This window comes from Nocardia sp. NPDC020380, from assembly GCF_044386975.1.
In the GTDB taxonomy this organism is placed as follows: domain Bacteria; phylum Actinomycetota; class Actinomycetes; order Mycobacteriales; family Mycobacteriaceae; genus Nocardia.
Genome location: NZ_JBIRVQ010000006.1, coordinates 171,596 through 184,694, shown reverse-complemented (window position 1 = coordinate 184,694; position 13,099 = coordinate 171,596). Strand labels below are relative to the sequence as shown.

Genomic DNA, 13,099 nt, shown 5'->3' with positions numbered 1-13,099 from the left:
CGAGAAGTCCTTCCTGGCTTCCGGCGACTAGCTGCCGGCGACGTTCGCGAACGTCGGTTCCAGCTTTTCCAGCACGTACGGCACTGACAGGGCCGTCGGCTGGTTGATGGCATTGATGGCGACCACGTCGACGAACGCGATGCCGTTGTGGCGCACTGCGGGCAGGTCGTTGTAGCCCGGCAGTTCCTTGAACTTGGATTCGAACGCGGGCATCGCGCCGCACACCAGCAGATCGGAGGTCAGGTCGCTCAGGCGTTCCGGCGACAGCGCCAGCCGGCCGCCCGCGGGGGCGTCGGCCACGATCTTCGGCGGCATGGTCATGCCCAGGCGCTCGAACAGCGCGGCCGAACCGTCCTTGGGATCGGCCAGCACCATCAACTGCTGCGGGCCGGTGAGCATGCAGGTCAGGAAGGTCTTGCCCTTCAGGCCCGGATGTTTCGCGGCGACCGCGTCGATCTTGCCGTTCACATCGCCGACGACCTTGGCGGCCTCGGCGTCCTTGTGCAGCACCTTGCCCAGCGTGGTCACCTGGTCCTGCCACGGGTCGATCTGCGCGCTGGACAGCGAATCGATGGTCGGCGCCAGCTTGGACAGCTTGTCGTAGGTGGCGCGATCGGCCATGAACGACGGCGCCACAATGAGATCCGGGTTCAAGGCGGCGATCTGCTCGGTGTAATCACCGGACATGTCGATGCGCTTGGCGGAATCCGGGATCTTCGGCTCCCACGGCACCGAGGACACCAGTCCGGGCACCACGTAGCCGACCGGGGTCACGCCCAGCGACAGCACGGCGTCCAGCCACTGCGGGCCGAGCGCCACCACCCGTTTGGGCACGCCCTGGATCTCGGTCTCGCCCATCACATGCTTGACCGTGAGGGATCCGCCGCCGGACCCGCCGTCACCGTCACCGGATCCGCAGGCGGCCACGCCGATCACGAGTCCCATTGCCAGCACGCCGAATCCGGCGCGACGCACCAGTCCTCGCAGTCGACCTGTTCTCATTCCGCTCGCTCCTCGAATCCGGTGAACGAGGACCCCGCGGTCCTCGAAACTGCTGTGGCCTCCAGCACGGCGGCCAGGGCGCAGACCGATGGGGTGTCGAACACCGCCCGCACATCGATCTCGAACCCGAACTCGGCGTGAATCCGCGCGGCCAGTTGATTGGCCAGCAGCGAATGGCCGCCGAGCTCGAAGAACGAATCGTCCGCGCCGACCTGCTCCGCTCCATCACCCTGCGCTAGGCCGAGCAGCTGTCCGTACAGGGTGGCCAGGCGAATCTCGGTGCCGGTCACCGGCTCCCGATATGGCAGGGCGGTCACGCGCACCGGTTCGGGCAGGGCGCGGCGATCCAGCTTGCCGTGTTCGGTCAGCGGAATCGCGTCGATCACCGCGAAGGCCGTCGGCACCATGTAGTCCGGTAGTGCGGCGGCCGCGTGCGCACGCACCGACTCCACCTGCACCGCACCGGATTCCGGTACCAGGTAGGCGGCCAGCAGCGGGCCGACGGCGGCGTCACCGGCCAGCGTCACCACGCAGTCCCGCACATCCGGATGCGTGGAGAGAGCGGCCTGCACCTCACCGAGTTCGATGCGGTAGCCGCGCACCTTCACCTGTTCGTCGGCGCGGCCCACGAATTCGAGTTCACCGTCGAGATTGCGGCGGGCCAGGTCACCGGTGCGGTACAGGCGCGCACCGGGAGTGAACGGGTCCGCCACGAAACGCTCCGCCGTCGCGGGCGCGCGATCCAGGTAGCCGCGCGCCAATTGCGTTCCGCCCAAGTAGATCTCACCGACCACACCCGGTGGGACCAGGCGCAGACGGTCGTCGAGCAGGTACAGGTCCACATTGCGGTTCGGGCGGCCGATCGGCACGATGCGGCTGCCCTGCGGGCCCTCCACCGGCATATGAGTCGCACTGACCACGGCCTCGGTCGGGCCGTAGTGATTGCGCAGCTCGGCATCCAGCACGCCCGCGAAACGGTCGGCGATCTCACCGAGCAACGCCTCACCGCCGACCGGGACGAAACGCAGAGTGCGCCAATCACTCACCTGTGGCAAGGACAGGAAGGTACGCAGCAGCGACGGCACCATGTGCAGCACCGTGATGCCGTAACGCGACATCAGGCCCGCGATGTAGGCGAGATCCGCGAATCCACCCGGGCGCGGAATGACCAGTCGCGCACCGAGAGTCAGCGTCACGAACACATCCAGCAGCGAGGCGTCGAAACTCACCGAGGACGACTGCAGCAGGCGATCCTCGGCCGTCATCCCCCACTGGGCGGTGAACCCGACCAGATGATCGGCGATCGCGGCATGACTGACCGGCACCCCCTTCGGGCGGCCCGTCGAACCGGACGTGTAGATGACATAGGCCAGATTCCCCGGTCGCAGCGGACGCACCCGATCGGCATCGGAAGGATCCTGCTCACCGAACCCGGTGGCCTGCTCCTCGGCCGCATCCAACTCCACCCGGCCCAGCACCAACCGCGGATTCGCATCGGAGATCAGGAATTCGATGCGCTCATCCGGATAAGCCGGATCGATCGGCAGATACGCCGCACCCGACTTGAGCACCGCCAGCACCGCCACCACGAACTCCACCGAGTTCGACAGCCGCAGCGCGACCACATCCTCGGCACCGATGCCCTGGCCGATGAGCCAGTGCGCCAGGCGATTCGCGCGCCGATTCAGCGCGCCGTAGGACAGTTCGAGATCCCCGGACTCCCGGGGCGCGACCAGCGCGATCGCGGCCGAGGCGGCATGCGCACGCTCCTCGAACAGCGCCACCAGCGTGGTCGGCGGCAGCGCCGAACGCTCGCCGTGCGACAGCGCCAGCAGCTCCGCCCGCTCGGTGACACCGAGCATGTCGAGCTCACCGAGCCGGCGCTCCGGCACGGCGACACCCTCGGCAAGCAGCCGCACATAGTGGGTGAGCAGCCGATCGATCAGCTCCGGAGCGAAACGCCCGGTGCGATACTCGGCCTCCAGATACGCACCGCTGTCATCGCGAACCACGGTGAGCCGCAAAGGCACTCGCGGGGTCGGGCTGCCAAGCTCCAGGCGCGCGGACTCGACACCGTCCAGGTCGGGCCCGATGGGTGCGCGGCGCGCCCCGAACCCGATGCGTACCAGATGATCCAGTCCGTCACGATCGACGCTGCGCCCGGGATTGACCGCGTGCACCACCCGGTCGATCCCGACCTGCCGATGCGCCTCGGCCTGCCGCCACGAATCACTCACGCACGCAACGAAATCCTGGAACACAAAATTCGAATCGACGCCCGCACGCACCAGCACGCTGTTGCCGAAGTAGCCGATCGGCGCGCTCGCACGGCTCGGCGCCGACTGCTCGTCACGGGTGTTCACCGGCACCGACACGAGGAAATCGGCGGCCCCGGTGTAGCGGTGCGTCAGCACCTCGAACACGGCCAGCAGGACCTCGAACGACGTCAGTCCGCGCTCTTCCGCGAACTGATCCACGCGGGTCACCAGCTCCCGCGGCAACTCCCGCGCGGACCGCTGTGCTCGTTCCGTCTCTGCCCCCGCGCGGCCGGGCAGCTCCAGCGGCTCCGGCAGCGGTGACAACACAGCACGCCAGAATTCGAGGCCCTCCGTATCGGCAGGGACAGCCGAGGCGAGGGCGGTGTGGGGGGTGGCGGGGGCCGCGGGGAGGCGGCCGTTGTAGGCGGTGGTGAGGTCGCGGGCGAAGATTTCCCAGGACTCGTCGTCCCAGCAGAGGGCGTGGGCGACCAGGACGAAAGCGAATTCGTCCGCGCCCGTGCGGAAGAGGGCGAAGCGGATGGGTGAGGCGGCGGCCGGGTCGAAGGGTTCGGCGCAGACGCGGCGGATGAGGACCTCGGCGCGGCGGGCGCGGCGCACCGGGGAGAGGGGCGAGAGGTCGTCTTCGCGCCAGTCGGGGGCCGCCTCGGGGGAAACCAGCTGGTAGGGCTCGCCGTTCGCGACACCGTAAGTGGTGCGCAGGATTTCGTGGCGGGCCACCACCTCACCGACGGCGGCGCGCAGCAGGGCCACGTCCAGGGCGCCCGTCAAACGGTAGGTCACCGCCACATTCAGGCTGGCGTCCGCGGGTTCGCGGGTCTGCAGGAACCAGGCCCGGCGCTGCCCCGGGGAGAGTGGGTGGCGCATCTCCGTCTCCTCGGCGGCGGCCGGCATGACGGCCCGTCTCATTCGGGGGCGTCGGTGAGATAGCCGCCGCGCACGAAGAATTCGGCGCCGTCGCGCTCCACACCGTCGGCGGTGCGCACGCGGGTGATCACCAGGCCGTGATTGTGGCCGTGCCGCGGATTGGGGCCGCAGACCACCGCGCCACCGTCCTCCTGCACGATCACGCGGCCGGGGGTGCCGCCGTAGCGGGCCTCGGAGACGCGGGCGGCCAGCACCTCGACGCGCTCACCTCGGTAGCAGGAGAAGGCCGGCGGGTACGGGGCGGCCAGGGCGCGCACGAAACGCTCCAGATCGACCGCGTCCCAGGACCAGTCGATGCGGCTGTCCCGATCCGAGCGCTTGTGGAAGTAGGTGCGCTCGGCCTTGTTCTGCGGCTTCCATTCCGCATTGCCGCTTTCCAGCGCGCGCAGCGCCTCGTGCACCGCGCCCGGGATCAATTCCATTCCGGCGCGCACCAGTTCGGGGCCGGTGGCGTCGGCGGGAATGGTGAGGCGGTGCTGCACCAGGATGTCGCCGGTGTCCAGCTGCTCGTCCATGCGGTGCACGGTGAGGCCGAATTCCTCGGCGCCGCTGATCAGCGCCCACAGCACCGGGGAGAAGCCGGTGAACTTGGGCAGCAGCGAATCGTGCAGGTTCAGGGTGCCGTGCGGGGGCAGCTTGTACAGCTCCGGCGGCATCCAGGTGTACCAGCTGTTCACCACGATCACATCGGGTTCCGCGCGCTTGACGAGGTCGATGGTCTCGGCGTCGGCGCGCTCGGTGAGATGCACCGGGATGCCGTGCTCGCGGGCCAGCTCCTCGACCGAATCATTGAAGATGGCCTTGTAGGACGATTCGCTGGCCGGGTGGGTGACCGCGAGCACCACCTCGTGCTCCGAATCGATCAGGGCCTGCAGGGTTTTGCGTCCCCAGGTCTGGAAGCCGAACGACACGATACGCATTGAACCGAACCTCATCTCCTCTAAGTAAGGCAAGCCTAGCCTAGGAACCGACCCGAGTAGGTTCCGACCCCACCCCGCTCACACGGTGTGCTTGCTCACTCGTAGCCACACCCGCCGACCGCAGCACACGATCCGAGAGTTCGCCCAGGCAGCTGAGATTCGGGAAGCCCGGACCCTGGGTCAACGCGGCCAGATTCGGCAGGAACAACTTCGACTCCAGACCGGAAACCGCCAGGTCATAGCCGATCGCTGTCTCGATGCGCGACTGCGTCACCGGACCACCCACCGCCAGCTCCAGCAGATCCGCGGCATCGGAATCGAACAGGTCCAGGAACCAGAGCGGTTGCCCGCCGGTCGCGTCCACCACCAGATCGAAGGTGTGCACCTGATCCGGGCGGGGCGAATTGCGAAGGGTCAGCGCCACACCCGCGCCCTCGTCGGCCACCCGCATGACCCGGCCCTGCAGGTGATGCACCCGATTGTCGCCGAGCAGGCTCTCCTGCACGCGCACCGAGAACACCCCGCGATCGGTGCGGCGGATGACATCGCGGCGCTGATCCACACTCAGCCCTGCCCACTTGGCGGGATCGCTGTAGAGCGAATTCTCGAAGAAGCTCTCACCGCGGGTGTACAGGGTGGCCATCGGCGAGATCACCGACACCGTCAGCATCTCGTGCCGGACCAGCTCGTCCAGCGCCGAACCCGCGGTCTCACCACCGCCGATCACCGCGACGCGGGAGGACACCGGCAGTTCGCGACGGCCCGCCAGCTCCCAGAATGCCGCGATGCTCAGCACTTTCGGATGCTCGGCGAGGGTCCCGCTGCTGCGGCCCGGACCGGTGATCATCAGTTCGTCCGCATCCAGCTGGGTGAGCACGCCGTCCGCGTCGATCACCGAGACCAGCCAGCCGTCGGCGGCGGGTGAGATCGAATTCACGCGCCCCTGCACCAGTTCCAGATCGATCCGGTGCCCGACCCACTGCAGGTACTTGGCCCACACGTGATGCTGCGGGCTGGGCCGGCCGCGATCGATCCATTCCGCGTAACCACCCTGATCCACCAGGAACGATGTCCAGCTGAACGCCTGCATGCCGGCATCGATCTCGCGATTGCGGCCGCGCGCCCAGGTCGAGTGGTACGGGAAGCCCACGTCCTTCTCCGGGCTGGTGCCGAGGCGGTGGCGGCCGTCGGTCCAGCCGCCACTGGGCAGCCAATTGCCGCCCACCGCATGCGCTTCGACCACCACGACGCGCGGCGCCGGTAGTCCCAATTCGCGCAGGACGTGCGCTTTCGCGGCAACCGCAAGGGCTTTCGGGCCCGCGCCGACGACCAGAAGTGTCTTCACCGGGTTCACACTCACTCTCTCTCGACCGCCTGGCGATCGCGTCACAGCTGCGGGGATCCCCTCCTATGTTTGCATAGGCTTACCTTATATTGCAGGGTATGGCCAGAGCACTGCTCGCGGGCTCACCGACCACGACGATGGGATGAACACATGCGCACCACCACTCGAAAGAAGCTGGGAGCAGCGGTTATCGCTGTCGCCGCCACCCTCGGCGGACTCACGGTCGCGGCCGGCGCACCGGCCCAGGCCCTGCCGATCGCCGCCCCGATCCGCGCCGCCCAGCCCGGCCTGGGCGACCTGCAGTCCCAGCTGCAGCTGCTGCTCAACACCGGCGCCTCCCGCAGCGACCGCGCCAACCAGCTCGAAGCGGGTGAGGCCGGACTGCCACTGCTCGACCAGATCGGCGGCGTCATGAACACCGTGCCCAGCCTCGAGTGGACCCTCGCCGGACCCGTCAGCACCAACGGCGACACCACCACCGCCAACCTCCAGGTCAGCGTCGCCGGCTACGGCACCTTCCCGAACATCGAACTGACCTGGCGTGAGATCGACGGCACCTGGAAGCTCACCAAGGACTCCGAGTGCAGCATCGCCTACTACGCCGGCCTCGGCTGCAACATCTGATCGGCTGTAATACGCAGCACCGCAGAGGCCCCGGAACATCCGCTCCGGGGCCTTTCGCGTAACCCTCAGGCGTGCACCGCTTCCAGGCGCCAGCCCGCGGCACGGGTGCGCTCGTTCCAGAAGGCGGCATAGCGGCCGTCCAGGGCCAGCAGCTCGTCGTGCGTACCGCGTTCGACGATGCGGCCCGCCTCCATGAACAGGATCTGATCGGCGTGCGCGATGGTGGCCATGCGGTGCGCCACCACGATGACCGTGCGGTCCCGGGTCAGCTCGTGAATGCCGCGCACCACCACCGCCTCGTTCTGCGGATCGAGGGCGCTGGTGGCCTCGTCGAGCAGGACCACCGGCGCGTCCTTGAGCAGGGCGCGGGCGATCGAAACTCGCTGCCGCTCACCGCCGGAAAGACCGGCGCCGCCCTCACCGACCAGGGTGTCCCAGCCCTCCGGCAGCCGCTCGGCGATCTCGTCGACCCGCGCCGCGGCGGCCGCCTGCCGCACCTCCGCATCGGTGGCATCGGGGCGGCCGGCGCGAATGTTCTCCAGCACCGAGCGATTGAACAGATAGACATTCTGGAAGACCAGCGACACCTGGCCCAGCAGGGTCGGCGACGGCTGCTCGCGAACATCATTGCCGGACACCAGCACCCGGCCCGAATCCACATCGTGGAACCGCGCGGCCAGGCGCAGCACCGTCGACTTGCCGGCGCCGCTCGGGCCCACGATCGCGGTGGTGGTGCCCGCCGGAACGGTGAACGACAGCTCCGAGAGCACCTCGTCACCGGTGCTGTAGCCGAAGCTCACATTGTCGAAGACCACGGCGGGCGCGCCCGGGGTCACGTCCGAATCCGCCTGCGGCAGCGTCGGTTCGGCCAGCAGCGCCGAGACCCGGTCGGCCGCGGAGGTCGCCATACGGAGCGCGCCGCCCAGTGTCGCCGCCTGTGTCAACGGCTCGATGAAACGGGCCGACACCGCGATCAATGCGATCGCCGCGGCCGCCGAGATGGCGCCGCCGGTCACCCGGCCGACCACCAGATACACCAGCACCAGGAATACGGCCTGCACGCACAGCGAGAACACGATCAGGCCCGGCACGCTCGCGAACAGCAAGCCGGACACCGCCTTCCGCTGCCGCACCAGCGCGGCATCGAGGGCCTTGTTGCCCGCGCCCACCGCGCCGAAGGACCGCAGCACGGGCTGCACCTGCGAGAATTCCAGTACTCGCGCATTGGCTTCCGCCGACGCCTCGTGCAACTGCTCGTCCGCGGCCGTATACGAGCGATTCGCCCACAGATTCACCAGATACAGCACCGGCGCGGCCACGAACATGGCCAGTGAGATCCGCCAATCCACGAACAACATGCCCACCGCGACACCCAGCGGCACGATCACGCCCGCCAGGATGGGGCCCAGCAGGTAGGCGATCAGCCGCTGCACCTCGCGCACATTGTCCACCGCGAGCCGCGACAGCTCACCGGCATTGCGGGTCTCGAACCAGCCCAGCGGCAAGGCATTCAGATGATCGCCCAGCCGGGTCTGCAGGCCCTGCTGCATGCCCACGCCGATGCGGAGACCGTAAACCGCTTGGGCGAAACCGAAGCCGATCACACCGGCGACCGCCACCGCGAGGCCGATCGCCCAGCGCCACGCCGTACCGGTGTCACCGTCGAAGAGCGCCTTCAGCACCGGCACCAGCAGCACATAGGCCACGGACTGGCACAGCGCCTGCAGCACGATGGCGACCAGCAGGCGCGGGATCAGCGGCGCGAATTCGCGCGGCACCAGCGCGAACACCTTGCGAATCATCGAGTTCCCTCCAACACCACGTCCAGCGCCGCCTCATTGATGTCCCACAGTCGCCGGTACAGGCCGTCGGCCGCCAGCAACGACTCGTGATCGCCCTGCTCGGCGAGCACACCGTTCTCCAGCACCAAGATTCGATCCACCCCGGTGATGGTGTGCAGGCGATGCGCGATCACCAGCACGGTGCGGCCGGCGACCAGCGCGGCCAGCGCGTCCTGCACCGCCGCTTCGGATTCCGGATCGGCGAAGGCGGTGGCCTCGTCCAGTACCAGGACCGGGGTATCGGCCAGCAGCGTGCGGGCGATCGAAAGCCGTTGCGCCTCACCGCCGGACAGCGTGGCATCGACACCGATCTCGGAGTCGTAACCGCGCGGCAGGGCCACGATGCGCTCGTGGATCTGGGCCGCGCGGGCCGCGCGCTCCAGTGCCGCGTCATCGGCGTCGGGGCGAGCCAGTTGCAGATTCTCGCGGATGCTGCCGCGGATCAGGCGCACATCCTGGAAGACGAAGCCCACCGTCTTGTACAACTCGGCGGTCGGGAAATCGCGAATATCGCGGCCGCCGATGGTGATCCGGCCCGCATTCACGTCGTAGAAGCGCGGCAGCAGCTTGGCCAGCGTCGACTTGCCGGAACCACTCGGGCCGACCAGCGCGGTGATGGTGCCGGGCGCCAATTCCAGATCGACGCCGCGCAGCACATCATGCCCGGCGCGATAACCGAACGTGACGTCTTCGAACCGGACCTGACCGGCGGGCGCGTCGGCCTCGACCCGGGCGGCAGCTGTCTCGGATTCCGGGGCGCCGGAGGGCAATTCGGGTGTCTGCACGAGTTCGTGCAGGCGCAGGGCGGCATCGCCCGCGGTGCGAAGTGCTTGTCCGGCATAGCCGAGACCCATGAGCGAGCTGCCCAGACCCAGGCCGACCAGCAGGAACGGCAGTACGTCGAGGGGCTCGATCCAACCGGCCCCGACACAGCCCAGACCGGCCAGTACCACCAGGAGCAAGACGAAGACCGGTGACAGCGCGGCATCCGACAGCGACTGCACGCGGATGTACGGCTCCTTGAACCGGCGCAGGCTCTCGGTCTGATGCTCGACCGCGTCCTGGAAGTCGGTGTGCGCCTTGCCGGCCCGGCCGAAGGCGCGCACCACCTGGATGCCGTCCACGAACTCGACCGTCGCCTCGCGAGTGCGCTGCTCGGAGAGGTTGTAGGCCAGAACCCGTTCGCGCCCGGCCTCGTCCATCATCACGCGCATGCACAATGCGTAGATCACCAACGGCACCAGCAGGACCAGGGCCAGCCGCCAGTCCACGGTGAACAGGTAGACGAGCGTCACCAGCGGGATCGTCACACCGCCGACGAAGTCCAGGCGGGCATGCGCGACCAGGTAGTGCAGGGCATCCACATCGTCGTGCAGATACTTCTTCACCTCGGACGAGGTGCGAACACCGAACCAGCCCAGCGGAACCCGGGTCAGCTTCTCCGCCAGCAGGCGGCGCAGGATCAGCTGGTAACCGGCGTCCACGGTGTGCGTCCAGGTCAGCACCGCGGCCTGCAGGATCGCGCGGGCGACCAGCACCAGCACCGCGATCAGCAGCAGCCGCCACACCTTGCCGGTATCCACCGGGGAGTGCAGCAGTTCCCGGCACGCGGACACGATGAGCAGGAAGGGCACCACCGCGCACACCGACGCGACCGCGTAGATCAGACTCGCCAGGGACAGCACGCCGGCCACCGGCGCCATGATCTCCTTGCGGGCGGCGGCCTCACGCTGCTTGCGTTCCTTCGCCGCTGCTTTCGCGGCCGCCTTGTCCGGCGGCACGACCTCGACCGTCATCAGTTCTGTTCCTCCACCCTCATCGGAATCGCCTCATCCTCACACAAAGAACGCCGACTTGATAGGTTAGGCTAACTTTCACTGGAGGCCCAGGGTGCGGCCGCCCGGAATCCCCTTCCACCCGGGTGCGTTGTCGAGATCATGACCTCAGCCCCCGTCGTCAACACCAGCTCCGACTTCGGCTCACACGTCGCCAACCGGCTCGAACGCGACTTCGTCATCTGGCTGACCACCGTCGGCCCGACCGGAACGCCACAGCCCAACCCCGTCTGGTTCCTCTGGGACGGCACCGAATTCCTCCTCTTCAGCAAGCCCGACCAAGCCAAACTCCGCAATATCGCGCACAATCCCCGCGTCGCGCTGAACCTCAACTCCACCCCCGGCGGCAGCGAGATCGCCATCCTCACCGGCACCGCCCGCCTCCCCGAGGAGGCCGCCACCGCCGACGAAATCGCCGCGTACACAAAGAAATACGCCTCGGGTATGACAGATATCGGCCTGACCGTCGAACAGTTCTACGCCGACTACTCCGTCCCCATCCGCATCACCCCGGACCGCCTGCGGGGGTTCTGAAACCCGCCACACCGCCCCGACTAGGGTTTTCTCGGTGAGGCGCAAGCAGAAACCGCCGCTCCCCAAGCGGCACGGGCTGGACCCGGCCCGGTTGCGGTTGCCCGAGGAGGGCGACTGGACCACCATCCGGGACCACCTCGTCGAACGACTGCCGCGCGTCGCACCGGGCCGCATCGACGAACTGCTGCACGAGGGCGGCATCGTCGACCTGGACGGGCCCATCGCCCCGGACGCTCCCTACGTCCCGGGCGGGGCGGTGTGGTTCCACCGCGACCTGCCGACGGAAACCGAGGTGCCGTTCCCCATCGGGATCGTGTACCGCGACGACGACATTCTGGTGGCGGACAAACCGCACTTCCTGTCGACGATTCCGCGCGGGCAGCACATTCTGCAGACCGCGCTGGTGAAGCTGCGGCGCGAACTCGACCTGCCGGATCTGATTCCCGCGCATCGGCTCGATCGGGTGACCGCCGGGCTGGTGCTCTTCGTCGTGAATCCCGAACGCCGCGGCGCGTACCAGACCATGTTCCACAAACGGCTGGTGCACAAGGAATATCAGGCCATCGCCCGCGTCGACCCGGCACTCGAACTGCCGCGCACGGTGATCAGCCGGATCGTCAAGGAACGCCAGGTGCTCAAGGCCTTCGAGACGGACGGCGAGCCCAATGCGGAGACGCATGTCGAACTGCTCGAGCAGCGCGACGGGCTCGGCCGCTATCTGCTGCGGCCGCGCACCGGGCGCACCCATCAGCTCCGGCTGCACATGAACAGCCTCGGCATCCCGATCCTCGGCGACGACTTCTATCCCGACCTCACCGACAAACCGGTCGACGACTACACCCGGCCGCTGCAACTACTGGCCTCGACACTGGAGTTCACCGACCCCATCACCCGCGAACCCCGGCGTTTCGACACCACCCGGACCTTGCAGGCTTGGGACGATTTCGACGGCTGGACGCGCGGAAATCAGCGGCCTTGACCACATTCGAAGACCATTCTTAGATTCCAGGCGTACGCTGGCCGCAATGTCTCAGAACGATAACGGTGAGGTCGCCGTACTCCCGGCACCCGCCCCGATCCCCGGCCGCAAACTCCACGCATACGTCGACGTGGCCGTTGTAGTGATCGTTTTGACCTGCACCAACCTCATCGCCCACTTCACCACGTCCTGGGCCAGCATCATCACCGTCCCGATAGCCGCGGTGGTGCTGGTGGCCATGGTCCGCCGCCGCGGACTGGGCTGGGCGGAGCTCGGCCTCTCGCCGCGGCACTGGCGGCGCGGCACCCTCTGGGCGGTCGCGGCGGTCGGCGTGGTGCTGGGCGCGGTCGCCATCGGGGCCTTGCTGCCGATCACTCGGCCCTTCTTCCTGAACGACCGCTACGCCACCATCTCGGGTGCGCTCATCGCGTCCATGATCGTCATTCCGCTGCAGACGGCCATCCCGGAGGAACTCGCGTTCCGCGGCGTACTGCACGGAACCCTGGACCGGGCCGTCGGAGCACGCGGGCTGTTCGCGGCCGGATCCATGCTCTTCGGGCTCTGGCATGTGGCCTCCTCACTGGGACTCACCAACGGGAACAAAGGCCTGTCCGGATTCCTGGGCAGCGGCCTCGAGGGCCAGATCCTCGGCATCGGCGGCGCGGTACTGGCCACCGCCGCGGCCGGCGTCGTCTTCACCTGGTTGCGCCGGCGCAGCGGAAGCCTGCTGGCGCCCATCGCACTGCATTGGTCTTTGAACGGCGCGGGCGCGCTGGCCGCCGCCATCGTCTGGCATACCGCCCTGCGCTGAACCCG

The 13,099-nt window shown here is 68.2% G+C and carries 10 protein-coding genes; 4 read left to right on the top strand and 6 right to left on the bottom strand.

The genetic code is table 11. The features are described from left to right. Positions 1-27 precede the first annotated feature (27 nt). Genes ACH438_RS17660 through ACH438_RS17645 form a run of 4 tightly spaced genes read right to left on the bottom strand, consistent with a single transcriptional unit; the run spans position 28 to position 6,470 of the window. Entirely contained in the window at positions 28-1,002 is a 975-nt protein-coding gene (locus ACH438_RS17660) for an ABC transporter substrate-binding protein (RefSeq protein WP_397006346.1), read from the bottom strand. Next, a complete protein-coding gene (locus ACH438_RS17655) occupies positions 999-4,145 on the bottom strand; it encodes an amino acid adenylation domain-containing protein (RefSeq protein WP_397006343.1) in 3,147 nt (1,048 codons plus the stop codon). The genes ACH438_RS17660 and ACH438_RS17655 overlap by 4 nt, the downstream gene beginning before the upstream one ends. A 38-nt stretch (positions 4,146-4,183) precedes the next feature. Further along, positions 4,184-5,125 carry a methionyl-tRNA formyltransferase gene (locus ACH438_RS17650; RefSeq protein WP_397006341.1) on the bottom strand — a complete coding sequence of 314 codons (942 nt, stop codon included), beginning with the start codon at positions 5,123-5,125 and terminating at the stop codon, positions 4,184-4,186. A gap of 40 nt (positions 5,126-5,165) precedes the next feature. Next, complete coding sequence (locus ACH438_RS17645; protein WP_397006339.1) at positions 5,166-6,470, bottom strand: SidA/IucD/PvdA family monooxygenase; 1,305 nt, start codon at positions 6,468-6,470, stop codon at positions 5,166-5,168. A gap of 150 nt (positions 6,471-6,620) precedes the next feature. Here ACH438_RS17645 and ACH438_RS17640 point away from each other — a divergent pair, with 150 nt between their 5' ends. Further along, positions 6,621-7,094, top strand: coding sequence for a hypothetical protein (locus ACH438_RS17640; RefSeq protein ID WP_397006337.1), 474 nt, complete (start codon positions 6,621-6,623; stop codon positions 7,092-7,094). Between the two features lie 65 nt (positions 7,095-7,159). Here the strand turns inward: ACH438_RS17640 and ACH438_RS17635 are convergent, their stop codons facing one another. Both ACH438_RS17635 and ACH438_RS17630 read right to left on the bottom strand, forming a co-directional pair. Beyond that, the gene (locus tag ACH438_RS17635; RefSeq protein WP_397006335.1) at positions 7,160-8,896 is read right to left on the bottom strand and encodes an ABC transporter ATP-binding protein; all 1,737 of its coding nucleotides are present in this window, start codon (positions 8,894-8,896) and stop codon (positions 7,160-7,162) included. Continuing rightward, positions 8,893-10,731 carry an ABC transporter ATP-binding protein gene (locus tag ACH438_RS17630; RefSeq protein ID WP_397006333.1) on the bottom strand — a complete coding sequence of 613 codons (1,839 nt, stop codon included), beginning with the start codon at positions 10,729-10,731 and terminating at the stop codon, positions 8,893-8,895. Before ACH438_RS17630 ends, ACH438_RS17635 begins: the two co-directional genes overlap by 4 nt. A gap of 141 nt (positions 10,732-10,872) precedes the next feature. Between ACH438_RS17630 and ACH438_RS17625 the strand changes: the two genes are divergently transcribed. Genes ACH438_RS17625 through ACH438_RS17615 form a run of 3 tightly spaced genes read left to right on the top strand, consistent with a single transcriptional unit; the run spans position 10,873 to position 13,094 of the window. Continuing rightward, entirely contained in the window at positions 10,873-11,304 is a 432-nt protein-coding gene (locus ACH438_RS17625; protein ID WP_397006331.1) for a TIGR03667 family PPOX class F420-dependent oxidoreductase, read from the top strand. A gap of 34 nt (positions 11,305-11,338) precedes the next feature. Beyond that, a complete protein-coding gene (locus ACH438_RS17620; RefSeq protein WP_397006329.1) occupies positions 11,339-12,283 on the top strand; it encodes an RluA family pseudouridine synthase in 945 nt (314 codons plus the stop codon). Positions 12,284-12,329: 46 nt separating this feature from the next. Beyond that, positions 12,330-13,094, top strand: a complete 765-nt coding sequence (locus ACH438_RS17615) for a lysostaphin resistance A-like protein (protein WP_397006327.1) — start codon at positions 12,330-12,332, stop codon at positions 13,092-13,094. Positions 13,095-13,099 lie beyond the last annotated feature (5 nt).

What these genes read in the sequence shown, in the direction of transcription:
- ACH438_RS17615 (WP_397006327.1), top strand. Translation starts at nt 12,330, where the DNA reads ATGTCTCAGAACGATAACGGTGAGGTCGCCGTACTCCCGGCACCCGCC.
- ACH438_RS17655 (WP_397006343.1), bottom strand. Translation starts at nt 4,145, where the DNA reads ATGCGCCACCCACTCTCCCCGGGGCAGCGCCGGGCCTGGTTCCTGCAG.
- ACH438_RS17630 (WP_397006333.1), bottom strand. Translation starts at nt 10,731, where the DNA reads ATGACGGTCGAGGTCGTGCCGCCGGACAAGGCGGCCGCGAAAGCAGCG.
- ACH438_RS17635 (WP_397006335.1), bottom strand. Translation starts at nt 8,896, where the DNA reads ATGATTCGCAAGGTGTTCGCGCTGGTGCCGCGCGAATTCGCGCCGCTG.
- ACH438_RS17660 (WP_397006346.1), bottom strand. Translation starts at nt 1,002, where the DNA reads ATGAGAACAGGTCGACTGCGAGGACTGGTGCGTCGCGCCGGATTCGGC.
- ACH438_RS17625 (WP_397006331.1), top strand. Translation starts at nt 10,873, where the DNA reads ATGACCTCAGCCCCCGTCGTCAACACCAGCTCCGACTTCGGCTCACAC.
- ACH438_RS17650 (WP_397006341.1), bottom strand. Translation starts at nt 5,125, where the DNA reads ATGCGTATCGTGTCGTTCGGCTTCCAGACCTGGGGACGCAAAACCCTG.
- ACH438_RS17640 (WP_397006337.1), top strand. Translation starts at nt 6,621, where the DNA reads ATGCGCACCACCACTCGAAAGAAGCTGGGAGCAGCGGTTATCGCTGTC.